We start from the raw sequence: 23829 nt of genomic DNA, 5'->3' as shown, positions 1-23829 counted from the left end.
GACGCCTATGGCTATGCTCCCGGTGTCCGGGGTGAGGTCGCCTGAGGGGGGCGGGCCGCCCACGACGCAGGGCAACAAGGAGGCTCCGCGCAGATGGAGACGACGAGTCGGGCAGCGGCACAAGCGGTGTCCGCCGACGGCCGGAAGGTCGACGGCTATCTGCTGGCCGAATTCCCGTGGTACGGCCTCGATGAGGCGTTCACCGGGTCACGCTGGCTGATGCAGGTCGGCGCGGCCGCCGACGGCACGGTCGAGCACGGCGCCACGGGGCACGGCGAGGAGCCCAGCATAAAGGTGGCGGAGGCGGCCAAGGAGGCCGACCGTTTCGCGGTCGTGGTGACGGTCGCCGGCCGCCCCGTACGGCGCAGCGCCGACGGAACCGGCGTATTGGACGCGACCTCGGTCTCGACGGCCGCCTGGCTCGCCGGGTCCGGGCTGCTCGCGCAGACCTGGCCGTCCCAGATGGACCGCTCGCTGCGGCAGGACTGGCTGGACCAGCAGACGATGATCGCCTGGGAGCTGGCCGACGACCTCGGCGGCGAGACCTGGAGCGAGCTGATACTGCCGGTCGACGGCGTACCGACGCCGTTCCAGTACCGCGAGTCCGAGTACGGCTGGGTGCTGGCCGGTTCGGCGGGCGACGGTCCCGAGGGCGTGCACATCGGTGCCTACGGGCGCGGGATGAGCGCCTACGGCCTGGGCTTCTCGGTGATCAAGGACCTGGCGGCGTACGGGGGCTGAGCCCGGCGCACCCCGCCGACGCGGAAGGGGCGGACCCGCCGGCGGGTCCGCCCCTTCGCGCTGCCGTGCGGCGCTTCGCGCGCCGGACCTAGAACTTGTTGCGCGGGGTGATCCCCAGCGACATGCCCTGCAGACCGCGCTGGCGGCCGCCGATCTTGCCGGCGATCGAGCGGATGGCTGCGCCCGCGGGGGAGTCGGGGTCGGTCAGCACGACCGGCTTGCCCTCGTCGCCGCCCTCGCGGAGCCGGACGTCGATCGGGATGGAGCCGAGGACGGGGACCTGGGTGCCGGTGGTCTTCGTCAGGCCCTCGGCGACCCGCTCGCCGCCGCCGCTGCCGAAGACGTCGACCATCTCGTCGCAGTGCGGGCAGGGCAGCCCGGACATGTTCTCGACCACGCCGACGATCTTCTGGTGGGTCTGCACGGCGATCGACCCGGCCCGCTCGGCGACCTCGGCCGCGGCCTGCTGGGGCGTCGTCACGACCAGGATCTCGGCGTTGGGCACGAGCTGCGCCACCGAGATGGCGATGTCACCGGTGCCGGGCGGCAGGTCCAGCAGCAGGACGTCGAGGTCGCCCCAGTAGACGTCGGCGAGGAACTGCTGGAGTGCGCGGTGCAGCATCGGGCCACGCCAGACGACGGGGGCGTTGCCGGGGGTGAACATGCCGATCGAGATGACCTTCACGCCGTTCGCCGACGGCGGCATGATCATGTTCTCGACCTGGGTGGGCTTGCCGTAGGCGCCCAGCATGCGGGGCACGGAGTGGCCGTAGATGTCGGCGTCCACGACACCGACCTTCAGACCGTCGGCCGCCATCGCCGCGGCGAGGTTGACCGTCACCGACGACTTGCCCACGCCGCCCTTGCCGGAGGCGACGGCGTAGACGCGGGTCAGCGAGCCGGGCTGGGCGAACGGCACCTCGCGCTCGGCGGTGCCGCCGCGCAGCGACGACGCCAGCTCCTTGCGCTGCTCGTCGCTCATCACGTCCAGTTCGACGTCGACGCTCGTGACGCCCTCGACCCGCTCGACGGCCTCGCGCACATTGCTGGTGATCGTCTCGCGCATCGGACAGCCGGAGACCGTCAGGTAAACCGCCACGGCGACCGTGCCGTCCGCTGCGATCTCCACCGATTTGACCATCCCCAGATCGGTGATGGGACGGTGGATCTCGGGGTCGTTCACCGTCGCGAGCGCGGCACGAATCGCGTCCTCGCTCGGCGCGGAACCTGATGGGGGTACCACCCGGACGGAGTCTGGGGGAGTGTCGGTAGCCATGCCCTGATGGTACGGCGGAGGAGCGGGCCTCCGGTAAGGCCGTCAGCGGTCGCGTTCGTCACTCTCCGCGTCGACCATCTGCCGCAGCTCCAGTTCCTTCATGATGTCGGCCAGCTCGGAGCGGATCCAGTCGCGGGTCGCGACCTCGCCCAGGCCGAGCCGCAGTGCCGCGATCTCCCGTGTCAGGTACTCGGTGTCGGCGATGGAGCGCTCGTTCTGCTTGCGGTCCTGCTCGTGGGTGACCCGGTCGCGGTCGTCCTGCCGGTTCTGCGCCAGCAGGATCAGCGGCGCCGCGTACGAGGCCTGCAGCGACAGCATCAGGGTCAGAAAGATGAACGGGTACCCGTCGAACCGCAGCGGGTCGGGCGCGGCGATGTTCCAGGTGATCCACAGGATGATGATGACCGTCATCCAGACGATGAACCGGCCGGTCCCCAGGAAGCGGGCGATCTTCTCCGACAGCCGGCCGAACGCCTCCGGGTCGTACTCCGGCCAGAACGTACGGCGCGGTGCGCGCGGCTGGTCGAGCCGCACCCGCGGCCGTTCCGGGGCGCCCCGCCGCAGCGCGGTGGCCCCCTGGGCCCGTGACCGCTCCTTGGCGCTCTCCCGCTCCTCAGCGCCCATCTGCGGCCTCCCCGAGCGGTCCGGCGCCGGTGATGCCGGCCGCCGCCGCGCCGTGCATCTCGGTCTCCCGCCAGTCGTCCGGCAGCAGATGGTCCAGCACGTCGTCGACGGTGACCGCGCCCAGCAGCGCCCCGCTCTCGTCGACGACGGGCGCGGCGACCATGTTGTACGTCGCCAGATAGCTGGTCAGTTCGGACAGCGGGGTGTCGGGCGGCAGGGCCGGCAGATCGGTGTCGGCGATCGCGCTGACGAGGGTGAACGGCGGGTCGCGCAGCAGCCGCTGGAAGTGCACCAGGCCCAGGTATTTTCCGGTCGGGGTCTCGTCCGGGGGCCGGCAGACGTAGACCTGGGCGGCCAGCGCCGGGGACAGGTCCGGGTCGCGGACCCGGGCCAGCGCGTCGGCGACGGTCGCGTCCGGGCGCAGCACGATCGGCTCGGTGGTCATCAGACCGCCGGCCGTCCGTTCCTCGTACGCCATCAGCCGCCGGACGTCCGCGGCCTCCTCCGGACGCATCAGCGTCAGCAGCCGCTCCTTCTCCTCCTCGGGCAGCTCGGAGAGCAGGTCGGCGGCGTCGTCGGGGTCCATCTCCTCCAGGACGTCGGCGGCCCGCTCGTCCTGGAGCTTGCCGAGGATCTCGACCTGGTCGTCCTCCGGCAGCTCCTCCAGGACGTCGGCGAGCCGGTCGTCCGTGAGTGCCGCCGCGACCTCGGCCCGCCGCTTGGGGGAGAGGTGGTGCAGCACGCTCGCGAGGTCGGCGGGGCGCAGCTGCTCGAAGGTGGCCAGCAGGTTCTCCGCGCCCTGGCCGTGCTCCTCCAGCGAGAAGCCGGTCACCGCCGACCACTCCACGGTCAGCGCCTCCCCCTTGCGGCGCAGCGCCCCGCCCTTCCCCTTCCGTACGAAGACCTTGTCGATCTCCCAGTCGCGGCGGGCCGGCAGCTGGGAGATGCCGATGTCGAGGACGGTGACCTCCTCGCCGGACTCGACCAGCCGCACCCGGCGGTCCAGGAGTTCGCCGAGGACCAGGGTCTCGGAGGCGCGCTGTTCGAAGCGCCGCATGTTGACCACGCCGGTGGTGATGATCTGGCCGGACTCGACGCCCGTCACCCGCGTCATGGGCAGGAAGATCCGCCGTCTGCTGACGACCTCGACGACGAGCCCGAGCAGGCGGGGCGGCCTGCTGCCGACGCGGAGCATCGCGACGAGGTCCCGGAGCCGGCCGACCTGGTCGCCGTTGGGGTCGAAGACGGCGATGCCGGAGAGGTGGGAGACGAAGACCCGGGGAGTCACCACTGCCATGCAGAGCTCCTCCTTTTCTCCCGTTTCGCCCGTAATGGGGGCTCAATCCGGGTTCAGGCTAACGTGCCCGGCTCGCCGCCGCCCCGGCAGGGGAGGCCGTACGGTGTCCGCCCGGCACCCGCCGAAAACGGTGGCCGTGACAGGTACGCTGCCGTACTGCTGTCGAGGTCACCCGCATCAGGAGGCAGAACCGACGTGACTGCAATCCCCTCGGGGGCGAGTCCCCGCCCCTTGGCCGGTCCGCGTCGCACGGGACGGGCGGCGCTCGTGGGGTCGGTGTGCGCGGCGTTGGCCGCGGTGCTGGCGGGATGCGGCACCGAGGACCCGGACGCGGGCACGAACGGCGTCGGGAAGCTGCCGGCCGCGAAGATCGAATCCAAGGCGCGGGCGGCGGCCGAGCGCGCCGACACCGTCCGGCTCTCGGGCAACATCGTCAGCCAGGGCCGCACCTACAAGCTCGACATGCGCCTCGCCAAGGGCGGCGCCCGGGGCGAGCTGACCACGAAGGCGGCCGCCTTCCAACTGCTGCGGGTCGGCGAGGAGCTCTATCTGAAGGCGGACGCCGCCTTCTGGGCCGGCGAGAAGGGCAGCACATCCGGCACCCCGGACAAGGGCGCCGCGGCCAAACTCGGCGGCAAATACGTCAAGGTGCCCGCCGCCGACCCCGTCTACAAGCGCTTCAGCGGCTTCACGGACAAGGATGTGCTGCTCGGCAGCCTGCTGGGGCTGCACGGCAAGCTGGCGACCGGCGACCGCAGCGACATCGACGGCGTCCGCACGATCCGGCTCTCGGCCGGCGGGGGCTCCGGCGGCACCTTGGACGTCTCCCTGGAGGGCACGCCCTACCCGCTGCGGCTGCAGCGTGCGGGCGGCGCGGGTGTGGTCCGGATGGCCGACTGGGGCAGGACCGTGGACCTCAAGGCCCCGGCCAAGGACCAGGTCGTCGACTACGGCACGAAGATCCCCGGCGACGGCTGACAGGGACGGCGCAGGCCGACGGGCCGCGCCGGTCAGCCCTTGCGGCCCCGGCGCAGCAGCTTCGGCAGCGCGGCCGGGGCCGCCCGCCGGGTGATCGCGGAGGTCGGCAGCGGCGGCGCGGCCTGCGAGCCGTCCCCGAAGGCGGTCCGGGCGGTGCCCCCGGAAGGCGCCCCGTCCGCCCCGGCCGGCTCCAGGCGCAGCACCCGGCACTCGCGTGCCCAGCGCTGGGTGATGGTCTCCGCGTCCGGTGCGTTGAGCCGCTTGCCCTTGAGTTCGTCCACGGCGGCCCGCCAGGCCTCGCCGTCCGGCGCCAGCTCGCTGACCCAGGCCTCCCAGGCCACCAGCCGGCCGCCCTTGTCCTTGCTGCGTACGGTGACCGTCGCCGGGCCGCCGTCGCTGAGCCCGAGGTCGGCGAGCGGTTGTTCGCCGTCGCCGTCCCCGATGAGGCAGGCGGCGCCGTCGATCCAGAGGTGCCACAGCGCACGCGAGGGGCCGGTCGTGCCCCGCACCCAGATGAGGCCGGACTTCTTGGTGGCCTCTTCGATGAGCGCCCGATCCTGCAGGGCCTGCGACACGGTCTCCGTCATGCGGCTCAGCCTAATGTGCGGGGCGCGGGCGCCCCGGGGGTGGTGCGGTCAGAGCCAGCCGTTGCGCTTGAACCCGCGGTGGATGCCGAAGCAGATCGTGACGGTCACCAGCACCATCGCCGGGTAGCTGAACTTCCAGTGCAGCTCCGGCATGTAGTCGAAGTTCATGCCGTAGATCCCGGCGATCATCGTCGGCACCGCGAAGATCGCCGCCCAGGACGTGATCTTGCGCATGTCCTCGTTCTGCGCGACGGTCGCCTGCGCCAGATTCGCCTGGAGGATGGAGTTCAGCAGGTCGTCGAAGGACAGCACCTGCTCGTTGACCCGCGCCAGGTGGTCGGCGACATCCCGGAAGTACTTCTGGATGTCGGTGTCGACCAGCCGCATCGGCCGCTCGCTCAGCTGCTGCATCGGCCGCAGCAGTGGCGACACCGCGCGCTTGAACTCCAGTACCTCGCGCTTGAGTTGGTAGATCCGCCCGGCGTCGCCGCCCTTGCTCGAACCCTTGCCGTTGGTGCCCGAGCTGAAGACGTCGATCTCCACCTCGTCGATGTCGTCCTGGACGGCCCCGGCGACCGCGATGTATCCGTCGACGACCTGGTCGGCGATGGCGTGCAGCACGGCCGACGGTCCCTTGCCCAGCAGCTCGGGGTCGTCCTGCAGGCGGTGCCGCAGGGCGCGCAGCGAGCCCTGGCCGCCGTGCCGCACGGTCACGATGAAGTCCCGGCCGGTGAAGCACATCACCTCGCCGGTCTCCACGACCTCACTGGTCGCGGTCAGCTCGGCGTGCTCGACGTAGTGGACCGTCTTGAAGACGGTGAAGAGGGTGTCGTCGTAGCGCTCCAGCTTCGGCCGCTGGTGGGCGTGCACCGCGTCCTCGACGGCGAGCGGGTGCAGCCCGAACTCCGCGGCGATACCGGCGAATTCGGACTCGCTGGGCTCGTGCAGGCCGATCCAGGCGAAGCCGCCGTCCTCCCGCACCCGGGCCATTGCCTCGGCCGGGCTGACGTGTTCGCTCACCCGGCGGCCCTCGCGGTAGACACCGCAGTCGACGATGGCGCTGTTCGCGCCGGCGGGGCTGATCTTTTCGTAGGTGTACGGGGAGTCATCGCGGCGGCGGGACGGGCGGACGGCGGCGCGCAGGTCGCGGATCATCGACATGCCAGGCTCCTTCACGGGCCGGCCGTCAGCTGCGGGCGCGGGGCAACGCTGCCCGGAACGTGGACGTACGAGGCAACGCTGGCCGTACGTCCGCAAAGCGGGCGGCGCTCCGTGCGGTGTCAGACTGACGGCAGTTCGCAGAAAACACGGAACAAGAGTTGAAGGCGCTCTTCCGTCATCTACATCCGGCGCAAAGGCGCTTCCCGGGTTTCGCCGCTGAGCGGCGGGGTACGGAAGCTCTCGGATCAGGAGATTCGCTGCGCGAGGGAGATGACAGGAGAACTATCGGTACTGCACGGTCGACTCGGATCCACCGCAGCCCCACCTCCTCCGGCCGGTCCCCGTTGGGGGACGACGTCATTCCCTGACCAGACGGCAAGGCTATCAGCCACCTGAAGCGTTACGGTGCCGCTTTGCCGCATCGATACGAATGGCGGTGCGCGCCGCGCGGCAGCTCCTCAAGGGGCCGACCGCCGGGCGAGGGGCCGACCGTATGCTCGCCGCATGTCTGACGTTCTTGAGCTGGTCGAAGCCCGGTTGCACAGCGCCCTGGGCGAGCCGGACGCACGCGCCGCCGTCACCTTCCTCGGGACCGACCGCATCGAGGTGCTCCGTTTCGTCGGGGACGGAGTCGTCCGCTACGCCACGCTCGGGATGTCCGCGCAGCCCATGGCCGACCCCACCGCCGTCCTCGCCGATCCGCTGCGCGGTCCGCGCGCCGAGCTGGTGCTGTCCGTGAAGAGCGGCCGTGCCGAGACCGGCAAGGTCCTCCGGCCGCTCGCCGTCCTCGCCGCATCCCCGCAGGTCGAGGGGGTGATCGTGGCTCCGGGCGCGTCACTGGACGTGGGGGAGCCGCTGTGGCCGGGCGCCCCCTTCACCTCGGTCCTGGTCGCCGCGCCCGGCGGACTGGTAGAGGACCTCGCACTCGACGAGCCGCTGGAGCCGGTCCGCTTTCTGCCGCTGCTGCCGATGACGCCCAACGAGGCCGCGTGGAAGCGGGTGCACGGCGCCGAGGCTCTGGAGGAGCGCTGGCTCCAGCAGGGCACGGATCTGCGCGATCCGCTCCGCCAGGGTGTCCCGCTCGACGGCTGAGTGCCGTACCGGGCACCGCGCCTGGTGACCCGTCACACACCTGGGCGCCTGCCCGCCCTGCGTGGGGAGGGGCGGGCCGAGCGGGTGGCGGACGGGGCGTCAGGTGGCGAAGAGCGGGACACGGCCACCGGTGGCGTGCCGTGGCTTCCTGTCCTCGGCGCGGCGGCACCGGGGCCCGGCGGCGACGGCGCCGTTCCTCGCGCCGATGGCCGCGGGCGGCCGCCTGGGGAATCCACGCGGCAACCACCCCGGATACCGGGGCGCGGAGTGGGGGAGGGCCGCTCCCCGAGGGCGAGGTCGTGGGTACCGGACGGGTGATCGTCCTTGACGCGGCGGCGCCCCAGGAGGACCGTTGGTCCTTATGAGGGGCGAACCCAGTTGCCCGAAGTGCGGAGGCCGGGTACGGGCGCCCGGTCTCTTCTCCGACTCCTGGCAGTGCACCGTGCACGGCACCGTGCACCCACTGCAGCCGGTGGTCCCGCCGAGCGTGGAGGCGCTCGGCGTGGTCGTTCACCGCGCGCAGGTGCCCGTATGGATGCCCTGGCCGCTCCCCGTCGGCTGGCTGTTCACCGGTGTGGCCTGCGCGGGCGACGACCGCAGCGGCGGCCGGGCGACGGCGGTGGCCTGCTCGGGGCCCGGTCCGCTCGGCGGTCCGGGGGAGCTGCTGCTGATCGCCGAGGAGCTGGGCGTCGGACTGGGCGCGCGCTACGCCGGTATCGACGGACCCGACCCCGGGCCCCATATGTGCGTGAACAAACCCCCGCACGCCAAGGTGCTGGCGGCCGGGCGGCCGACCCCTATGTGGCACGTCGCGGACGCCCCCGGTGACCGCGCGGTCTTCGCGGGTGAGGCGCGCGGTCTGTGGCTGTGGGCCATCGTCTGGCCGGAGCAGTCGGGCCTGCTGATGTACGACGAGCTGGTGCTGACGGATCTGCGGGAGGCGGGCGCCGAGGTGGATCTGCTGCCGTGCGGCGCGCTCTCCCCGCGCATCCTGGGCTGAGGCCGCCCCGCCGGGGCAGGTCCCGGTGCCCGGTATCCTTCTGAGGTCCCCGTCCGTCCGCCCGCAGTCTGGAGTCCGTGCCGTGCGTATCGACCTGCACACCCACTCCACGGCTTCCGACGGCACGGACACCCCCGCGGAGCTGGTGCGGGGGGCCGCGGCCGCGGGTCTGGACGTCGTCGCGCTGACCGATCACGACACCGTCGGCGGCCATGCCGAGGCGCGCGCCGCACTGCCCGGGGGCCTGACGCTGGTGACCGGCGCGGAGCTCTCCTGCCGGATCGACGGGGTGAGCCTGCACCTGCTCGCCTACCTCTTCGACCCCGACGAGCCGGAGCTCGCCCGGGAGCGCGAACTGGTCCGGGACGACCGTGTGCCGCGCGCCCAGGGCATGGTCGCCAAGCTGCGCGATCTCGGCGTGCCCATCACCTGGGAGCAGGTGGCGCGGATCGCCGGGGACGGCGCCGTCGGGCGGCCGCATGTCGCGAGTGCGCTCGTCGAGCTGGGCGTCGTCGATTCCGTCTCCGACGCCTTCACCCCGCAGTGGCTGGCCAACGACGGCCGGGCGTACGTCGGCAAGCACGAACTCGACCCGTTCGACGCGATCCGGCTGGTCAAGGGCGCGGGCGGGGTCGCCGTCTTCGCGCACCCGCAGGCCGTCAAGCGCGGCAGCTGTGTGCCGGAGAGCGCGATCGCCGAACTGGCCGCGGCCGGGCTCGACGGCATCGAGGTCGACCACATGGACCACGACGAGCCGACCCGCACCCGGCTGCGGGCGCTGGCCGGCGACCTCGGGCTGCTGACCACCGGCTCCAGCGACTACCACGGCAGCCGTAAGACCTGCCGGCTCGGTGAATACACCACCGACCCCGAGATCTACGGCGAGATCGTGCGCCGTGCGACCGGCGCCTTCCCCGTCCCTGGCGCGGGCGGCTGACCCACCCCTCCCCGCGGGCCGCCGCGCAGGCGGCAGCCGCCCGTGCGGCTCTCACCTGATGTCCGCACCGTCCGTGCGGCCGTATGCCCTCCGGTCGTCGCCGCCCGGACCGGGCCGACTCCGTACGGGCCGCCCTCGCGCCCGCTCCGTTTTCCCCCTGCTCACCTGTTCGCACTCCCGCAAGGCCATCATCGTGTTCGACGTCGCTGTCTTCAGTACGCTCTTTGTCACCCTTTTCGTGATCATGGACCCGCCGGGGATCACCCCGATCTTCCTGGCCCTGACCTCCGGCAGGCCCGCCAAGGTGCAGCGCCGGATGGCCTGGCAGGCTGCCACCGTCGCCTTCTGCGTCATCGCGGTGTTCGGCATCTTCGGGCGGCAGATCCTGGGCCGGCTGCACATCTCCACGCCCGCGCTGATGATCGCGGGCGGTCTGCTGCTCCTGCTGGTCGCGCTCGATCTGCTGACCGGGAAGTCCGAGGAGCCGACCCAGACCAAGGACGTCAATGTGGCGCTGGTGCCGCTGGGGATGCCGCTGCTGGCCGGGCCCGGCGCGATCGTGTCGGTCATCCTCGCGGTGCAGCACGCGCACGGGTTCTCCGCGCAGCTCTCGGTGTGGGTGGCGATCGCGGCGATCCACGTGGTGCTCTATCTCGTGATGCGGTTCTCGCTGGTGATCATCCGGGTGATCAAGGACGGCGGGGTGGTGCTGGTGACGCGGCTGGCGGGCATGATGCTCTCCGCGCTCGCCGTGCAGCAGATCATCAACGGCGTGACCCAGGTGATCCAGGGCGCCTGACGCCCGCACCGGGGCATGGCGGCCCCGGACGGCAAAGCGCCCCCGTACGACGTGTTCGTACGGGGGCGCTTTCGCGGTTCTCAACAGAACAAGTTCATCGGGCGGCGGTGTAGGCGTTAACGGACGGCGGTGTCGGCCGGGCGGATGTAGATGCGCTGGCCGATCGAGGCGGCCTGCTGCACGATCCGGTTGACGGAGGCGGCGTCCACGACGGTGCTGTCCACGGCCGCGCCGTCGACGTCGTCCAGGCGCATGATTTCGAAGCGCATACGGCTTCTCCCTTCGTCTGATCCTCCTGCGGAGAACTCTGTGGTCGGCGCGCCCGGCCGCACTGCCGGGCGTTCCTGTGGGTACAACGAAATGCCTCCTGCAATGATTCCCTACGCTAAAGAAAATTTTTCACGGTCTAAGTACTCGCAGGTAGTGAACCGGTTGTGCCCGCAGAGTGACCCCCCGGACAATGGGTCGGGTATGAACGACGTCCGGCCCACGGGCCCCACAGACCTTGCCGCGCTGGCGGCCGGCATCGAGCGCACCAACGAGCTGCTCACCCGCGTGCTCGCCGAGGTCGCCACCACCCCGTCCACCCACGCGGCCTTCGTGGACGCGGGCTATGTGTACGCGGCCGCGGGCCGGCTGGTCACCGGCACGGAGGACCGCCGGGCGTTCGACCTGGACGCCGAGGGGATCATCGAGGCGTTCATCGACAAGGCCCGGATGATCTTCCCGGACAGCCGGCTGCTGCGCGTCTACTGGTACGACGGCGCACGCCGCCGCATCCACACCCAGGAGCAGCAGCGGATCGCCGAGCTGCCGGACGTGAAGGTCAGGCTCGGCAACCTCAACGCCAACAACCAGCAGAAGGGCGTCGACTCCCTCATCCGCACCGATCTGGAGTCGCTGGCACGCCACCGCGCGATCAGTGACGCGGTGCTGATCGGCGGCGATGAGGACCTGGTCTCCGCGGTGGAGGCCGCGCAGGGCTACGGCGCGCGGGTGCACCTGTGGGGAATCGAGGCGGCCGGCGGCCGCAACCAGGCCGAACCGCTGCTGTGGGAGGTCGACAGCCAGCGCACCTTCGACCTCGACTTCTGCAAGCCGTACGTCTCCCGGCGGGCGGGCGGCGAATTCACCGACCCGGCCGCGGCCGAGGGCCCGGTGCCCACCCGCGAGGAGGTCCGCTTCGTCGGCGCGCGGGTGGCCGCCCAGTGGCTGGCCGACCGCGGCCGTGAATGGGTCGCCGAACTCCTCCCCGGACACCCCTACCTGCCCGGCACCGTCGACCAGGAACTGCTGACCGCCGCCGAGGGGCTGCTGCGCCACTCCCTGCGCGGCCACGCGGACCTGCGACGGGTGCTGCGGGACGGCTTCTGGGACCACGTACAGGGGCAGTACTAGGGCCCAGGTGTGCTGACCGGACAGTCCGCACGAGGGCGCGGGTCAGGCCTGTGCCAGCAGTTCGGTGAGCCGGTCGAAGAAGCCCTGCCAGCCCGCCTCGGCCTGCTGGTACTGCTCGGCGGTGAGGTGGCCGCCGCTCTGCCGGAAGGCCATCTCGGTACGGCCCCCGAGGTCGGTGAGGGTGACGTGGACGACGTCACCCTCGGTGCCGTCGGACGGGGGCAGGTCCCGCACCGTGAATTCCAGCCGCTCCGGTGCCGCGACCTCGCGGTAGACGCCGGAGAACGGCAGTTCGTCGCCGCCCGGCGTGACCATCACCAGGCTCCAGCCGCCGCCGGGCCGGACGTCCATGTCCACCCGGTCCACGGGCACCGACAGCTCCCCGCCGAACCAGTACGCGAAGTGCTCGGGCGTCGTCCAGGCCCGGAACACCAGCTCGCGGCGGGCGTCCAGGACGCGGGTCACGTCGATGCCGTGGGCCGTCTGCGGATTCTGCGTCATGCCGGTGTCCTTCGTGCCGGGGAGTGGCCGGGAGCGTCGCCGGCCGGCCGGGCTCAGGGGGACCCGGTGGCCTTCTCCGATGCTCGCCGAGCCGGGCGGTCCTGTCCTCCCGAGGCGGCCGCCGCGCGGCCCGGACCGCTCCAGAATCCGGCCAGTGCGGCGGCGGTCGCCTCCGGGCGCTCGGCATTGGGGGAGTGCTCGGCGCCCTCGATGACGGTGCGGCGGGCGCCCAGCCGCTCGGCCATCCGGTCCATCAGCGGCACCGGCCAGGCGTAGTCCACGGCGCCGGAGATCACATGCTTGGGCAGCGGCACGGCCGCCAGCTCCGCGACCCGGTCGGGCTCCCCGATCATCTGCCGCCCGGTGGCGATCAGCTGCTCGGGGACGGTGTTGAGCCAGCGGCGGTGCAGGAACGCGCCGATCTCGGCGGGGGTGGCGGCGTCCGCGGCCTCCGGCGGGTCCAGGGCGCGCATCGCCCCCCAGACCTCCTCCATGTCCAGCGTGCCGAGCGCCTCGATGAGCATCCGTACCCGCTCCTGCTGGGACGGATCGATGGCGGCCGGCCCGGAGCTGAGCACCGTGAGGGACCGGAACGCGTCGGGGGAGGCCAGCACCGCCGCGCGGGTGACCAGCCCGCCCAGGGAGTGCCCCAACAGGTCCACCGGCTCGCCCGGACGGCTCACCGCCCGCGCCTGGGCCAGCACATCCAGCGCCAACTCCCGCTGGGCGTAAGCGAGTTCATCACGCGGGCCGGGGGACTCGTGCTGCCCGCGCCCGTCCACGGCCAGCACCCGGAACCCGGCCGCGGCGAGCGGTGCGAGCAGCGCGATGAAGTCCTCCTTGCTGCCGGTGAATCCCGGCACGAGGAGGGCCGTGCCGATCGGTACGCCGTCGGGCCGGGCGTCATGGACGGCGAACGTGCCGCGCTCGGTGCTGAGTCGGTACGCGCGGGCGCACGGGGGCAAGGTGAGGGTGGGCGGCCTGCTCATGCGCCCGAGGCTATCCGGCCGGACCCGCGCAGCGGCGCCCCACGCACCGCGGGCACGCCGAAGGCCCGGTCCCCGCACTGGGCGGGGCCGGGCCTTCGGATCGCACGGTGACCGGACGGGCGGTCAGCTCTCGGGCGTCGCCTCGGCGGTGGCGGCCTTGGCGCGGCTGCGGCGTCGCACCGGCTTCGCCTCGGCCTGTGCCGCAGGCGCGTCCGCGGCGTCCGCGGCCGGCTTGGCGGCGGCGGCCTTGCGGGTCCGCTTGGGCTTGGCCGGCGCGTCCTCGACGGCCTCGGCGTCGGCCGGCTGCGCGGTCTTCGCCGCAGCCTTACGCGTCCGCTTCGGCTTGACGGCCTCGGCCGCCTCGGTGCCCTCGGCGCTGTCCACGGCGGCGTCCGCGGCCGGCTTGGCGGCGGCGGCCTTGCGGGTCCGCTTCGGCTTGGCCGGTGCGGCCTCCACGGCGGACTCGACCGTTTCCACGACCGCCTCCGCCACGGTCTCCACGGCCTTCGCGGCGCCGCGGGTCCGGCGGCGCGGCTTGGCGGGAGCCTCGGCGGCCTCCGTCACGGCCTCGGCCTCGGCGACCACCGCGGCGCCCTCCGCCGTCGCGGTCGCGTGCGCGGCCGGGTCGGTCTCGGGCTTGGCGGCGCGGGTACGGCGGCGACGCGTCTTGGCGGCCGGGGCCTCCGGTGCGTCGGCGGCGGGAGCGGAGACGGCGACGGCCGCCTGAGTGGCCTGGTCGGACTCCGGCGCCTGCACGGCGGCCGGGGCGCCCTGGGCGGCACCGCGGGTGCGCCGGCGACGGCGCGGCTGGCGCGGCTCGGCCGCGCCCTCGGCGGTGCGCACCGATTCGGTGGCCTTCGGCGCGGACGTCTCGCCGGCCGCGCCGTCCTCGAGCGGGGTACCGCCACGGGTGCGGCGGCGCTGGCGCGGGGTGCGGGTGCGCTGGGGGCGCTCCTCCTCCACGACGGCGGCGGCGACAGGCTTGCGCGGCCCGCGGCCGCGGCCGCCGGTCTCGCCCAGGTCCTCGACCTCTTCGGCCGCGAGCCCGGCGCGGGTGCGCTCGCCACGCGGCAGCACGCCCTTGGTGCCCTGCGGGATCTTCAGCAGTTCGTAGAGGTGCGGGGAGGTGGAGTACGTCTCCTCGGGCTCGTCGAACGGCAGGTCCAGCGCCTTGTTGATCAGCTTCCAGCGCGGGATGTCGTCCCAGTCGACGAGCGTGACCGCGGTGCCCTTGGCGCCCGCGCGGCCCGTACGGCCGATGCGGTGCAGGTAGGTCTTCTCGTCCTCGGGGGACTGGTAGTTGATGACATGCGTCACACCCTCGACGTCGATGCCGCGGGCGGCGACGTCGGTGCAGACGAGCACGTCGACCTTGCCGTTACGGAAGGCGCGCAGCGCCTGCTCGCGGGCGCCCTGGCCGAGGTCGCCGTGCACCGCGCCGGACGCGAAACCGCGCTTGGCGAGCTGGTCGGCGATGTCGGCGGCGGTCCGCTTCGTACGGCAGAACACCATCGCGAGTCCGCGGCCGTCGGCCTGGAGGATGCGGGAGACCAGCTCCGGCTTGTCCATGGAGTGCGCGCGGAAGATGTGCTGGGTGGTGTTGGCGACGGTCTGGCCCACGTCGTCCGGCGCGGCGGCGCGGATGTGGGTGGGCTGCGACATGTAGCGGCGGGCCAGCGAGATGACCTGTCCCGGCATGGTCGCGGAGAACAGCATCGTCTGACGCTTGACCGGCAGCAGTTGGATGATCCGCTCGACGTCGGGCAGGAAGCCCAGGTCGAGCATCTCGTCGGCCTCGTCCAGGACCAGGCTCTTGACCTCGGAGAGGTTGAGCTTCTTCTGGCCCGCGAGGTCGAGCAGCCGGCCCGGGGTGCCGACGACGACGTCGACGCCCTTCTTCAGCGCCTCGACCTGCGGCTCGTAGGCACGGCCGCCGTAGATGGCCAGCACCCGGACGTTACGCACCTTGCCGGCGGTGAGCAGGTCATTGGTGACCTGCTGGCACAGCTCGCGGGTGGGCACGACGACGAGGGCCTGTGGGGCCTCGGTGAGCTGATCGGGGCGGGCGCGGCCGGCCTCGACATCCGCGGGGACGGTGACGCGCTCCAGGAGCGGCAGACCGAAGCCCAGGGTCTTGCCGGTGCCGGTCTTGGCCTGGCCGATGACGTCGCTGCCGGAGAGGGCAACGGGGAGCGTCATTTCCTGGATGGGAAAGGGGGAGGTGATGCCGACGGCTTCAAGGGCCTCGGCGGTCTCGGGGAGAATCCCGAGCTCTCGGAACGTAGACAGAATCTTGCCTCTTCTGTGAGACGCGGCGTGAGGCGGCGAAGGGGGTCGTACCGCACCTTCGTACGGGTTCGTACGGGGGCCGGCCTGATACAGCCGGATGGCGCGGGACCACTGCCAACGCTCAGGCACTCCTGCCGCGAGCGGTGTCCCTACCTGCGCTGCGTATCTCGTACGCGCCGCGGGGGAGGGCGGTCGGTTTGGAGCCGATCGGGCCACCGACCGGGCATCCGCATTCGTGGAACGACCCACCGATACTCGGCGGGTCCAATACCACTGTACCCCGGATGCGGCGCGGCATCCGAAGACTTGTCTGGGTGAGGAATTCGTCACGCTACGGCGCGTCGCTGCCGGCACCCCTCACGACGGCTGTGCGTACGGGTGACGGGGGAGGTGCCGGGCGGGCCCTTCCCCATGCCTTCGCCGGGGCACCGAGCGGGCTATTGTGCCCGTCATGGAGACGCCTGACAACGCCGCTGCTGATGCGCAAGAACACACCGGGATCGCCGCCCAGAACTGGGCGCAGGCATCCGCCGACCCGCATTACCGGGCGGCCGTGATCGACCTCCTCGGCGCGCTCGCGTACGGCGAGCTGTCCGCCTTCGAGCGCCTGGCCGAGGACGCCAAGCTCGCGCCGACGATGGACGACAAGGCCGAACTGGCCAAAATGGCCTCGGCCGAATTCCACCACTTCGAGCGGCTGCGGGACCGGCTCGCACAGATCGAGGCGGAGCCCAACGAGGCGATGGAGCCGTTCGCCGCCGCACTGGACGAGTTCCACCGCCAGACCGCGCCGTCGGACTGGCTGGAGGGCCTGGTCAAGGCGTACGTCGGCGACTCGATCGCCAGTGACTTCTACCGGGAGGTCGCGGCCCGGCTGGACTCCGACACCCGGGATCTGGTGCTGGCTGTCCTGGACGACACCGGTCACGCCTCCTTCGCCATCGAGAAGGTGCGCGCCGCGATCGAGGCCGAGCCGCGGGTCGGCGGGCGGCTCGCGCTGTGGGCGCGGCGGCTGATGGGCGAGGCGCTGTCGCAGGCGCAGCGGGTCGTCGCGGACCGCGATTCGCTCTCCACGATGCTGGTGGGCGGCGTGGCCGACGGTTTCGACCTGGCCGAGGTCGGCCGGATGTTCTCGCGGATCACCGAGGCGCACACCAAGCGGATGGCCGCGCTCGGACTCGCGGCGTAGCGGGTACCCGCACAGCGATCGGCCGGCGGCCCCGAGCGGGGGCCGCCGGCCGATCGCCGTGGTGGTGTCCCTCAGGCCGTGCGGTGGCCCTTGAGGGGTGCGGCCGGGCCGCGCAGCCTGCGGCGCGGCGGGTGGACCAGGACCGAGAGCATGGCCACGCCCACGGCGAGCGCCGCGAAGAGCACCTGCACCGGATTTCCCGGGCCGAGGATCGAGCGGGTCAGCAGCGCGCCGAGCAGCGCCGCGACCGGGCCCGTGGCCAGCGTCAGGGCGCGGGCGGGGAGGCGGTCCGGCAGCCATCGTGTGGCGCACAGGGCGATGACGAATCCGACGATCAAGGCGCCGAGCGCTTCCCAGATCATGCTGTTCCCTCCCGCGTGACGAGGCCGATGCATCGAACAAATCGGTCGTAGGCGGTCGTACCCAAGGGGCACTGCGATAACCCTCGCCCGATCGATCCCTTGCCTGATCAGAGCAGCCGGAACGACACGAATGGGGGGTACGGGGGAAACCTGGTCACAACACCGTGCGAACGGCGGGGAAACGACGGAAAGGAAAACAGGAGCGGCGGCCCCGGAGGAGAACCTCCGGGCCGCCGCTCCTGTTCGTCCGCGGGCGCCGCGCGCGGCGCCCCACTGATCAGAGCGCGCCGAACCCGACCTTGCGGGCGGCCTGCTCGCCGATCTCGACGTAAGCCAGCCGGTCCGCCGGGACCAGAACCTTACGACCGTGTTCGTCGACCAGGCTCAGCAGCGGTGACTTGCCGCCCAGCGCGTCAGCCACCGCGCTTTCGACCTCTTCGGCAGACTGCCCGCTCTCCAGAACGATCTCGCGGGGTGCGTGCTGCACGCCGATCTTGACCTCCACGGCTTATGTCCCTCCGACGGTCTGGGGTCCCCCAGCGTCAGCTGGGGGAGGGTGCGCGGCAATCCGCGCTGTACGCAGCACACATTAGCCCGCTGCGAGGACCGGCAGGACGCCGCGGAGCACGCCCGCAGCGAACACGGCCGTCACTGCCCTTCGGTGCCGTGCAGCGGGAAGCCGGCGATGCCCTTCCAGGCGAGCGAGGTGAGCAGGCCCACGGCGGTGTCGCGCGGCACCTTGCTCCCGGAGGAGAGCCAGTAGCGGGCCACCACATGGGAGACGCCGCCCAGGCCCACGGCGAGCAGCATCGATTCGTCCCGCGACAGGCCGGTGTCCTCGGCGATCACCGCGCAGATGGCCTCCGCGCATTCCAGCGAGACCTTGTCCACCCGCTCGCGGACGGCCGGTTCGTTGGTCAGGTCCGACTCGAAGACGAGCCGGAAGGCGCCGCCCGGGTCCTCGACGTACGCGAAGTAGGCGTCCATCGTCGCCGCGACCCGCTGCTTGTTGTCGGACGTGGAGGCCAGGGCCGTACGCACCGAGTGCAGGAGCGACTCGCAGTGCTGGTCGAGCAGGGCGAGGTAGAGGTCGAGCTTGCCCGGGAAGTGCTGGTAGAGGACCGGCTTGCTGACGCCCGCCCGCTCGGCGATGTCATCCATCGCGGCCGCGTGGTAACCCTGCGCGACAAACACTTCCTGGGCAGCACCCAGAAGCTGATTGCGCCGGGCTCGGCGTGGCAGGCGTGTGCCCCGCGGGCGTGCCGCCTCGGTCTGCTCGATGGCGCTCACGCTGCCTCCCAGAAGTCGTTCCGTACGTGACACGCGCAAGATGGTGCGTCACGCCCGCCATCGTACTTTTGGGTAACCCGGCTGTGCGCGGTCAGAGGTGAGAAATTCTGCCGGGGCGCGCCATCGGAAGCCGACATAACGGCGCAGGTCATCGGTATTCGTCTTCGTTGAGCTCCACGACACGGGACTGTTCGGCGCGGTCCGCCTCGTTGGCCGAGTCCGGATCGGAGCCGGTGAGGGAATCGTCGAGGCGCGGTGCGATGTCGGCGTGCTGCTCCGCGGTGTCCGTTTCCGGTGCCTCCACGTCGAACTCCGTCACGTCGCGCGCGCCGTCCTCGCTCTCGAAGGTGTCCGGGTCGGTCGGGTCGACGGGCATGGTGGCTCCCTCTCTCGCTCTCTCGGCTGATGCCTGGCATGAAGCAGGGGCCCGGGCGGGGCGGCTGCCCCTCTTGCAAGCGTAGGAGGGCGAGCGCTCCTGTGACGAGGGTAGGAGAGCCGCCGCGCCCGCGCGATGCGGTGTGTGACGGCGAACACACGATCGGGGGTGTGATCGTCTCGTAACATCGACGCATGTCTTCGACCGAGTCGCCGGACACCCGGACCGCCGCCCTTCCGGTGCCGCCAGCCGGCCCCGGGGTGAGGGCGGGGGAGACGGTGCGGTCCGTGACCTTGCCGGGCCTGACACTGAGCGTGCGCAGCCCCGACGGTCCCGTGGGCGGCGCCGTCCGGGACGCCGCGGCGGTGGAAGAGGGCCCGGTCCGCGAGCCCGCGCTGTACGTCCACGGCCTCGGCGGCTCCTCGCAGAACTGGTCCGCGCTGATGCCGCTGCTCGCCGACCGGGTGGACGGCGAGGCGCTGGATCTGCCCGGCTTCGGGAACTCCCCGCCGCCGGACGACGGCAACTACTCCGTGTCCGCCCAGGCGCGGGCGGTCATCCGCTACCTCGACGCCTCCGGGCACGGCCCCGTGCACCTCATCGGCAACTCCATGGGCGGTGCGGCCTCGACCCGGGTCGCCGCGGTGCGCCCGGACCTCGTCCGGACCCTGACCCTGGTCTCGCCGGCGCTGCCCGAGCTGCGGCCGCAGCTGACGGCGGTGCCGACGGCGCTGCTGGCGGTCCCCGGCGTCGCCCGGCTCTTCAGCCGGGTCACCCACGACTGGACGCCCGAGCGCCGTACCCGCGAGGTGCTGGCGCTCTGCTATGGCGACCCCGGCATGGTCACCCCCGAGGGCCTGAGCTCCGCCGCCGACGAATACGCGCGACGCCTCGAACTCCCTTATTTCTGGGAGGTGATGGAGCGTTCGGCGCGGGGTCTGGTCAACGCCTACACACTCGGCGGGCAGCATAATTTGTGGCGTCAGGCAGAGCGGGTCCTGGCGCCCACCCTTCTCGTCTACGGTGGGCGCGACCGCCTGGTCTCCTTCCGGATGGCACGGCGGGCCGCCGCCGCGTTCCGCGGTTCGCGGCTGCTGACACTCCCGGAGGCGGGGCATGTGGCGATGATGGAATACCCCGAGGCGGTGGCGCGGGCCTTCCGTGAGCTGCTCGACTGCGAAGTGACCGAGAAGACCGCTGATGCGGGCAGGAGCTGACAGGCCCAGTGGGACGCCATAGCCGCCGAGGCCGGCCGGAGAATCCAGCAGACACGTCGGGCGGAGCGCCGGGGCCCTTGGGCCCGCCCACCGCTCCCGCGGCCCCCGCCGGGAGCGATTCCCTTGCCGCGCCGGGGCAGGGGAGCCGTCGGCGCGGTCCCGGCGCGGACGACGACCTGTTCGGCGACGGCGTACGCGGCGGCCACCCCGAGCAGCGCGAGCCGGGCGGCGGCTGGGGCGCGCATCGGCCCTCCCCGGCCTTCCCCGCCTCGCCCTCGGCACCCGCGCAGGGCGGCCCGAGGGTCCCCCGGCCGCGTGCCGCCGAGCCGGACGGGCGGGGGGCGGCCGGCTTCGGTCCCGCGGGAGGCGCCGGGCGTCCCGGTGCCGGAGGCGCCAACGGCCCTTCTTCGGACGGCAGTTCCTACCCGGCGGGCCCCGGGGTGCTCCGTTCGCCGATGTCGTCGCCGGGCGGCGGTGTGCCGGGGCCGCGCCGCGAGTACGTGGAAGCCTTCAGCGACACCGTGCCGGGCGGCGACCCCTATGCGGACGACGACGTGTTCCGGGCCGGGGCGCCGGGCGGCACCGCCGACGGGGTCCCGGCCGGCGGCCGGAACACCGGGCGGTCGGTGGTCTTCGACCGCGCGGAGATCGACGAGCTGGACCGGCAGGACGGACTGCACACGGAGGGCGCCGAGCGGGGCGGACCGGCGGGCGGGGACCCGGACGGTCCGGCCGGCGAAGGGGCAGCGGGCGACGGCCGCCGGAAGGGTGCCAAGGGGCGCACCTTCACCGGGGCGGCGGCCGCGGCCGTGACGACCGTGCTCGCCGTGGTCATCGCCGGGCAGGTCGCCGAACGGCACAAGGACGGTGAACCGCAGGCGCGCAGCGGTCCCGACCGCGCCGACGGCGTCGACGACGAGGCCTCCAGGTCGCAGGCGCGTCCGACGCAGGACGCCAAGCCGGCCGGCTACGCCCAGAAGATGGCCAAGGCGTTCCCGCTGGATGCGGAGCTGACGGCCAGCGGCAGGTTCAAGGCGACCGGCGGCGACGCCGCTGCGCCCGGCCGCGGGCATGTGGTGCGCTACCGCGTCGATGTCGAGGAAGGGCTGCCGCTGGACGGCGATCTTTTCGCCGACGCGGTGCACAAGACCCTCAATGACAAACGGAGTTGGGCGCACGGCGGGGAGCGGACCTTCCAGCGGGTGGGCTCCGGCGACGCCGATTTCGTGATCTCGCTGGCGAGCCCGGGGACGACCGCGAAGTGGTGTGCGAAATCCGGTCTGGACACCACCGAGGACAACGTCTCCTGTGATTCGGCGGCGACCGACCGCGTCATGATCAATGCGTACCGCTGGGCGCAGGGCGCGGAGACGTACGGCCACGACAAGATGTACGCCTACCGCCAGATGCTGATCAATCACGAGGTCGGCCACCGCCTAGGGCACAACCACACGATCTGCAGCAAACAGGGCGCGTTGGCCCCCGTGATGATGCAGCAGACGAAGTTCCTGACGACGGACGGCGCGACCTGCCGGCCCAATGCCTGGCCGTTCCCCACGGCGGGATGACCCGGGCGCCGTACGCGGCCCGCGGCGGAAATGAGACGAGGTGTCTCTCATGGCGAGACACCTTTGCCAGGACCGCATATCCGTTCCATGATCTGCGCATGCCGCACCGTCACGCCGTCGAACACGCCGCCATAGAGCTGGCGCTGATCGGCGTGTCCGTGCTGTCCGTGGCCGACATCGACTGTCGCTGAGGCCCTCCCGGATCCGTAGAGGCATGCCCTGCCGTCACCCGCGTTGGCCGGTCGGCGGCGGGTGAACCTCCGGACCGGGGCAATTCCCCCGCGTATCCGCGTACGTCCTCATCCACGCGTCCGCAGGGGCGGCCTCGCGCGTCCTCGGCGCCCTCCCTGCCGCCTTTCGCGGGTGCGTCCCGCTGTGAAAGGCGAACCCCGTCATGGCCGAGCAGGCCCGATCCCCGCGTCACCCCCGATCCCGTAGAACCCCACTCCTCTTCACCACCCGCCGGGTGCTCGCCGCCGCGGTGGGCGTGGCGCTCGCCGGCGGCGCCGTCGCCTGCGGTCCCAAGGACGCCGCCGCGGGCAAGGCCGGGGACGCGCCGCGGAAGGGCGGCACGCTGACCGTCCTGAACTCCGAGCCGCAGAGCGACTTCGATCCCGCGCGGCTCTACACGTCCGGCGGCGGCAAGGTCCCGACGCTGGTGTTCCGCACCCTGACCACCCGCAACCGCGCCAACGGCGCGGCCGGCGCCAAGGCCGTGCCGGACCTCGCCACCGACACCGGGCGCCCCAGCAAGAACGCCACCGTGTGGACCTACACCCTCAAGGACGGCCTGACGTTCGAGGACGGGTCGCCGATCACCAGCGGCGACATCAAATACGGCATCGAGCGGTCCTTCGCCGCCGAACTGTCCGGCGGTGCCCCCTATTTGCGGGACTGGCTGGTCGGCGGTGAGAAATACCAGGGGCCGTACAAGGACAAGTCCAAGGACGGGCTGACGTCGATCGAGACACCGGACGACAAGACCCTGGTCTTCCATCTGAAAAAACCCGAAGGCGAATTCCCGCTGCTGGCGACGCAGACGCAGTTCGCGCCGGTGCCGCGGAAGAAGGACACCGGAACGAAGTACGAGGAGCACCCGGTCGCGTCCGGTCCGTACAAGGTCGTCAAGAACACCGGCGACGGCGAGCGGTTGCTGCTGGAGCGCAACACGCACTGGTCACCGAAGACCGACAAGGAACGGCACGCCTATCCCGACATCATCGACGTGAAGTCGGGCCTCGACGCCTCCGTCATCAACCAGCGGCTGGCCACCGGATCGGGCGCCGACGCCGACGCGGTCACCACCGACACCAACCTCGGACCGGCCGAACTCGCCCAGGTCGGAAATGACAAGGAACTCCAGAAGCGGGTCGGCACCGGCCGCTTCGGCTACACCAATTACCTCGCCTTCAACCCGAAGGTGAAGCCCTTCGACAACCCGAAGGTGCGCCAGGCCATCGCGTACGCCGTCAACCGGCGGAGTGTGGTGAACGCGGCCGGTGGATCCTCGCTCGCCGAACCCGCCACCACCTTCCTGCCGAACCAGAAATCCTTCGGATACACGCCCGCCGACCCGTTCCCGGCGGGCGCGACCGGAAATCCCGGGAAGGCACGGAAGCTGCTGAAGGAGGCCGGCCACAAGGACGGCCTGACCCTCACGCTCACCCACTCCACCGCCAAGAACTTCGCCACCAGCCCGGAGGTCGCCACCGCCGTCCAGGAAGCGCTGAAAAAGGCCGGTATCACCGTCAAGCTGGCCGGCCTGGAGGACAACGACTACAAGGACAAGGTGCACAGCCTCAAGGACGAGCCGGGGCTGTTCATCGGCGGCTGGGGTGCGGACTGGCCCTCCGGCGGCCCGTTCCTCGCGCCGATCTTCGACGGCCGGCAGATCGTCAAGGACGCCTACAACTTCAACCACGCCCAGCTCGACGACCCCGCCGTCAACCACGAGGTCGACGCGATCAACAAGCTGACCGACCTGGACGCGGCCGCCCGGCGCTGGGGCGCACTCGACAAGAAGATCGGCGAACAAGCCCTCTCCGTCCCGCTCTTCCACCCCGTCTACAAGCGCCTCTACGGCAAGAACGTCAAGAACATCGTGATCAGCGACTGGGATGGCGTGCTCGACATCTCGCAGGTCGCGGTCAAGTAAGGC

Annotated in this window: 25 protein-coding genes; 12 read left to right on the top strand and 13 right to left on the bottom strand. The window is 71.9% G+C overall.

The window, feature by feature from the left end:
* The first annotated feature begins 93 nt into the window (after nt 1-93).
* The gene (locus ACIRQ7_RS02805) at nt 94-741 is read left to right on the top strand and encodes a hypothetical protein (protein WP_401462683.1); all 648 of its coding nucleotides are present in this window, start codon (nt 94-96) and stop codon (nt 739-741) included.
* An 88-nt stretch (nt 742-829) separates the two neighbouring features.
* Here the strand turns inward: ACIRQ7_RS02805 and ACIRQ7_RS02800 are convergent, their stop codons facing one another.
* The 3 genes from ACIRQ7_RS02800 to ACIRQ7_RS02790 are packed head-to-tail and all read right to left on the bottom strand — an operon-like array spanning nt 830 to nt 3938.
* The gene (locus ACIRQ7_RS02800) at nt 830-2017 is read right to left on the bottom strand and encodes an Mrp/NBP35 family ATP-binding protein (protein WP_401462685.1); all 1188 of its coding nucleotides are present in this window, start codon (nt 2015-2017) and stop codon (nt 830-832) included.
* Between the two features lie 42 nt (nt 2018-2059).
* On the bottom strand, nt 2060-2641 hold the full coding sequence (locus tag ACIRQ7_RS02795; protein WP_401462687.1) for a DUF1003 domain-containing protein: 582 nt from the start codon (nt 2639-2641) through the stop codon (nt 2060-2062).
* On the bottom strand, nt 2631-3938 hold the full coding sequence (locus ACIRQ7_RS02790) for a magnesium transporter MgtE N-terminal domain-containing protein (protein WP_401462689.1): 1308 nt from the start codon (nt 3936-3938) through the stop codon (nt 2631-2633). The genes ACIRQ7_RS02795 and ACIRQ7_RS02790 overlap by 11 nt, the downstream gene beginning before the upstream one ends.
* 195 nt (nt 3939-4133) lie before the next feature.
* On the opposite strand from ACIRQ7_RS02790, the gene ACIRQ7_RS02785 reads away from it, so the two are divergent.
* Entirely contained in the window at nt 4134-4916 is a 783-nt protein-coding gene (locus ACIRQ7_RS02785) for a hypothetical protein (protein WP_404259320.1), read from the top strand.
* Between the two features lie 32 nt (nt 4917-4948).
* Here ACIRQ7_RS02785 and ACIRQ7_RS02780 read toward each other — a convergent pair whose 3' ends face one another.
* Nucleotides 4949-5503, bottom strand: coding sequence for a hypothetical protein (locus ACIRQ7_RS02780; RefSeq protein ID WP_404259318.1), 555 nt, complete (start codon nt 5501-5503; stop codon nt 4949-4951).
* A gap of 48 nt (nt 5504-5551) precedes the next feature.
* Nucleotides 5552-6664: a magnesium and cobalt transport protein CorA gene (locus tag ACIRQ7_RS02775; protein WP_404259317.1), complete on the bottom strand. Its 1113-nt coding sequence runs from the start codon at nt 6662-6664 to the stop codon at nt 5552-5554.
* A 504-nt stretch (nt 6665-7168) separates the two neighbouring features.
* On the opposite strand from ACIRQ7_RS02775, the gene ACIRQ7_RS02770 reads away from it, so the two are divergent.
* From ACIRQ7_RS02770 to ACIRQ7_RS02755, 4 genes are all read left to right on the top strand, one after another.
* On the top strand, nt 7169-7756 hold the full coding sequence (locus tag ACIRQ7_RS02770; protein ID WP_404259315.1) for a suppressor of fused domain protein: 588 nt from the start codon (nt 7169-7171) through the stop codon (nt 7754-7756).
* Between the two features lie 361 nt (nt 7757-8117).
* Nucleotides 8118-8756 (top strand): DUF6758 family protein, encoded by a 639-nt coding sequence (locus tag ACIRQ7_RS02765; protein ID WP_401462699.1) that lies wholly within the window; start codon nt 8118-8120, stop codon nt 8754-8756.
* Nucleotides 8757-8838: 82 nt separating this feature from the next.
* A complete protein-coding gene (locus tag ACIRQ7_RS02760) occupies nt 8839-9693 on the top strand; it encodes a PHP domain-containing protein (protein ID WP_404259313.1) in 855 nt (284 codons plus the stop codon).
* Between the two features lie 193 nt (nt 9694-9886).
* Nucleotides 9887-10492, top strand: coding sequence for a MarC family protein (locus ACIRQ7_RS02755; RefSeq protein ID WP_401462703.1), 606 nt, complete (start codon nt 9887-9889; stop codon nt 10490-10492).
* A gap of 116 nt (nt 10493-10608) precedes the next feature.
* Here the strand turns inward: ACIRQ7_RS02755 and ACIRQ7_RS02750 are convergent, their stop codons facing one another.
* On the bottom strand, nt 10609-10761 hold the full coding sequence (locus ACIRQ7_RS02750; protein WP_403667003.1) for a hypothetical protein: 153 nt from the start codon (nt 10759-10761) through the stop codon (nt 10609-10611).
* Nucleotides 10762-10963: 202 nt separating this feature from the next.
* Here ACIRQ7_RS02750 and ACIRQ7_RS02745 point away from each other — a divergent pair, with 202 nt between their 5' ends.
* On the top strand, nt 10964-11890 hold the full coding sequence (locus ACIRQ7_RS02745; protein ID WP_404259310.1) for an NYN domain-containing protein: 927 nt from the start codon (nt 10964-10966) through the stop codon (nt 11888-11890).
* Between the two features lie 42 nt (nt 11891-11932).
* Here ACIRQ7_RS02745 and ACIRQ7_RS02740 read toward each other — a convergent pair whose 3' ends face one another.
* From ACIRQ7_RS02740 to ACIRQ7_RS02730, 3 genes are all read right to left on the bottom strand, one after another.
* Nucleotides 11933-12391, bottom strand: coding sequence for an SRPBCC domain-containing protein (locus tag ACIRQ7_RS02740; protein ID WP_404259309.1), 459 nt, complete (start codon nt 12389-12391; stop codon nt 11933-11935).
* A 53-nt stretch (nt 12392-12444) separates the two neighbouring features.
* On the bottom strand, nt 12445-13380 hold the full coding sequence (locus ACIRQ7_RS02735) for an alpha/beta fold hydrolase (RefSeq protein ID WP_404259308.1): 936 nt from the start codon (nt 13378-13380) through the stop codon (nt 12445-12447).
* Nucleotides 13381-13503: 123 nt separating this feature from the next.
* Nucleotides 13504-15579 (bottom strand): DEAD/DEAH box helicase, encoded by a 2076-nt coding sequence (locus ACIRQ7_RS02730; protein ID WP_404259306.1) that lies wholly within the window; start codon nt 15577-15579, stop codon nt 13504-13506.
* A gap of 541 nt (nt 15580-16120) precedes the next feature.
* Between ACIRQ7_RS02730 and ACIRQ7_RS02725 the strand changes: the two genes are divergently transcribed.
* Nucleotides 16121-16858, top strand: a complete 738-nt coding sequence (locus ACIRQ7_RS02725; RefSeq protein WP_401462715.1) for a ferritin-like fold-containing protein — start codon at nt 16121-16123, stop codon at nt 16856-16858.
* Between the two features lie 71 nt (nt 16859-16929).
* On the opposite strand, the gene ACIRQ7_RS02720 is transcribed toward ACIRQ7_RS02725, so the two are convergent.
* The 4 genes from ACIRQ7_RS02720 to ACIRQ7_RS02705 form a co-directional block, all read right to left on the bottom strand.
* Entirely contained in the window at nt 16930-17220 is a 291-nt protein-coding gene (locus tag ACIRQ7_RS02720; protein WP_401462717.1) for a hypothetical protein, read from the bottom strand.
* Between the two features lie 277 nt (nt 17221-17497).
* A complete protein-coding gene (locus ACIRQ7_RS02715) occupies nt 17498-17725 on the bottom strand; it encodes a DUF3107 domain-containing protein (protein ID WP_401462719.1) in 228 nt (75 codons plus the stop codon).
* Between the two features lie 143 nt (nt 17726-17868).
* The gene (locus ACIRQ7_RS02710; protein ID WP_401462721.1) at nt 17869-18510 is read right to left on the bottom strand and encodes a TetR/AcrR family transcriptional regulator; all 642 of its coding nucleotides are present in this window, start codon (nt 18508-18510) and stop codon (nt 17869-17871) included.
* A 148-nt stretch (nt 18511-18658) separates the two neighbouring features.
* The gene (locus ACIRQ7_RS02705; RefSeq protein ID WP_404259303.1) at nt 18659-18886 is read right to left on the bottom strand and encodes a hypothetical protein; all 228 of its coding nucleotides are present in this window, start codon (nt 18884-18886) and stop codon (nt 18659-18661) included.
* A 194-nt stretch (nt 18887-19080) separates the two neighbouring features.
* Here ACIRQ7_RS02705 and ACIRQ7_RS02700 point away from each other — a divergent pair, with 194 nt between their 5' ends.
* From ACIRQ7_RS02700 to ACIRQ7_RS02685, 4 genes are all read left to right on the top strand, one after another.
* Nucleotides 19081-20103, top strand: coding sequence for an alpha/beta fold hydrolase (locus ACIRQ7_RS02700; RefSeq protein ID WP_404259302.1), 1023 nt, complete (start codon nt 19081-19083; stop codon nt 20101-20103).
* A gap of 8 nt (nt 20104-20111) precedes the next feature.
* Nucleotides 20112-21671 carry a DUF3152 domain-containing protein gene (locus tag ACIRQ7_RS02695; protein ID WP_404259300.1) on the top strand — a complete coding sequence of 520 codons (1560 nt, stop codon included), beginning with the start codon at nt 20112-20114 and terminating at the stop codon, nt 21669-21671.
* Nucleotides 21672-21769: 98 nt separating this feature from the next.
* Nucleotides 21770-21862: an Ms4533A family Cys-rich leader peptide gene (locus tag ACIRQ7_RS02690; protein WP_401462730.1), complete on the top strand. Its 93-nt coding sequence runs from the start codon at nt 21770-21772 to the stop codon at nt 21860-21862.
* 203 nt (nt 21863-22065) lie between these two features.
* Nucleotides 22066-23826, top strand: a complete 1761-nt coding sequence (locus ACIRQ7_RS02685; protein WP_404259298.1) for an ABC transporter substrate-binding protein — start codon at nt 22066-22068, stop codon at nt 23824-23826.
* The last annotated feature ends 3 nt before the right edge of the window (nt 23827-23829 follow it).

It is taken from the genome of Streptomyces sp. NPDC101393, assembly GCF_044767385.1.
GTDB lineage: Bacteria > Actinomycetota > Actinomycetes > Streptomycetales > Streptomycetaceae > Streptomyces.
Note: the sequence above shows the minus strand (reverse complement) of the source record. Positions and strands in the feature narration are given on the sequence as shown.

Excerpts from the sequence above, each read along its gene's own strand:
- ACIRQ7_RS02805 (WP_401462683.1), top strand. The coding sequence starts at position 94 with ATGGAGACGACGAGTCGGGCAGCGGCACAAGCGGTGTCCGCCGACGGC.
- ACIRQ7_RS02800 (WP_401462685.1), bottom strand. The coding sequence starts at position 2,017 with ATGGCTACCGACACTCCCCCAGACTCCGTCCGGGTGGTACCCCCATCA.
- ACIRQ7_RS02795 (WP_401462687.1), bottom strand. The coding sequence starts at position 2,641 with ATGGGCGCTGAGGAGCGGGAGAGCGCCAAGGAGCGGTCACGGGCCCAG.
- ACIRQ7_RS02790 (WP_401462689.1), bottom strand. The coding sequence starts at position 3,938 with ATGGCAGTGGTGACTCCCCGGGTCTTCGTCTCCCACCTCTCCGGCATC.
- ACIRQ7_RS02780 (WP_404259318.1), bottom strand. The coding sequence starts at position 5,503 with ATGACGGAGACCGTGTCGCAGGCCCTGCAGGATCGGGCGCTCATCGAA.
- ACIRQ7_RS02775 (WP_404259317.1), bottom strand. The coding sequence starts at position 6,664 with ATGTCGATGATCCGCGACCTGCGCGCCGCCGTCCGCCCGTCCCGCCGC.
- ACIRQ7_RS02770 (WP_404259315.1), top strand. The coding sequence starts at position 7,169 with ATGTCTGACGTTCTTGAGCTGGTCGAAGCCCGGTTGCACAGCGCCCTG.
- ACIRQ7_RS02765 (WP_401462699.1), top strand. The coding sequence starts at position 8,118 with ATGAGGGGCGAACCCAGTTGCCCGAAGTGCGGAGGCCGGGTACGGGCG.
- ACIRQ7_RS02750 (WP_403667003.1), bottom strand. The coding sequence starts at position 10,761 with ATGCGCTTCGAAATCATGCGCCTGGACGACGTCGACGGCGCGGCCGTG.
- ACIRQ7_RS02745 (WP_404259310.1), top strand. The coding sequence starts at position 10,964 with ATGAACGACGTCCGGCCCACGGGCCCCACAGACCTTGCCGCGCTGGCG.
- ACIRQ7_RS02740 (WP_404259309.1), bottom strand. The coding sequence starts at position 12,391 with ATGACGCAGAATCCGCAGACGGCCCACGGCATCGACGTGACCCGCGTC.
- ACIRQ7_RS02735 (WP_404259308.1), bottom strand. The coding sequence starts at position 13,380 with ATGAGCAGGCCGCCCACCCTCACCTTGCCCCCGTGCGCCCGCGCGTAC.
- ACIRQ7_RS02730 (WP_404259306.1), bottom strand. The coding sequence starts at position 15,579 with ATGACGCTCCCCGTTGCCCTCTCCGGCAGCGACGTCATCGGCCAGGCC.
- ACIRQ7_RS02725 (WP_401462715.1), top strand. The coding sequence starts at position 16,121 with ATGGAGACGCCTGACAACGCCGCTGCTGATGCGCAAGAACACACCGGG.
- ACIRQ7_RS02720 (WP_401462717.1), bottom strand. The coding sequence starts at position 17,220 with ATGATCTGGGAAGCGCTCGGCGCCTTGATCGTCGGATTCGTCATCGCC.
- ACIRQ7_RS02705 (WP_404259303.1), bottom strand. The coding sequence starts at position 18,886 with ATGCCCGTCGACCCGACCGACCCGGACACCTTCGAGAGCGAGGACGGC.
- ACIRQ7_RS02700 (WP_404259302.1), top strand. The coding sequence starts at position 19,081 with ATGTCTTCGACCGAGTCGCCGGACACCCGGACCGCCGCCCTTCCGGTG.
- ACIRQ7_RS02690 (WP_401462730.1), top strand. The coding sequence starts at position 21,770 with ATGCCGCACCGTCACGCCGTCGAACACGCCGCCATAGAGCTGGCGCTG.
- ACIRQ7_RS02685 (WP_404259298.1), top strand. The coding sequence starts at position 22,066 with ATGGCCGAGCAGGCCCGATCCCCGCGTCACCCCCGATCCCGTAGAACC.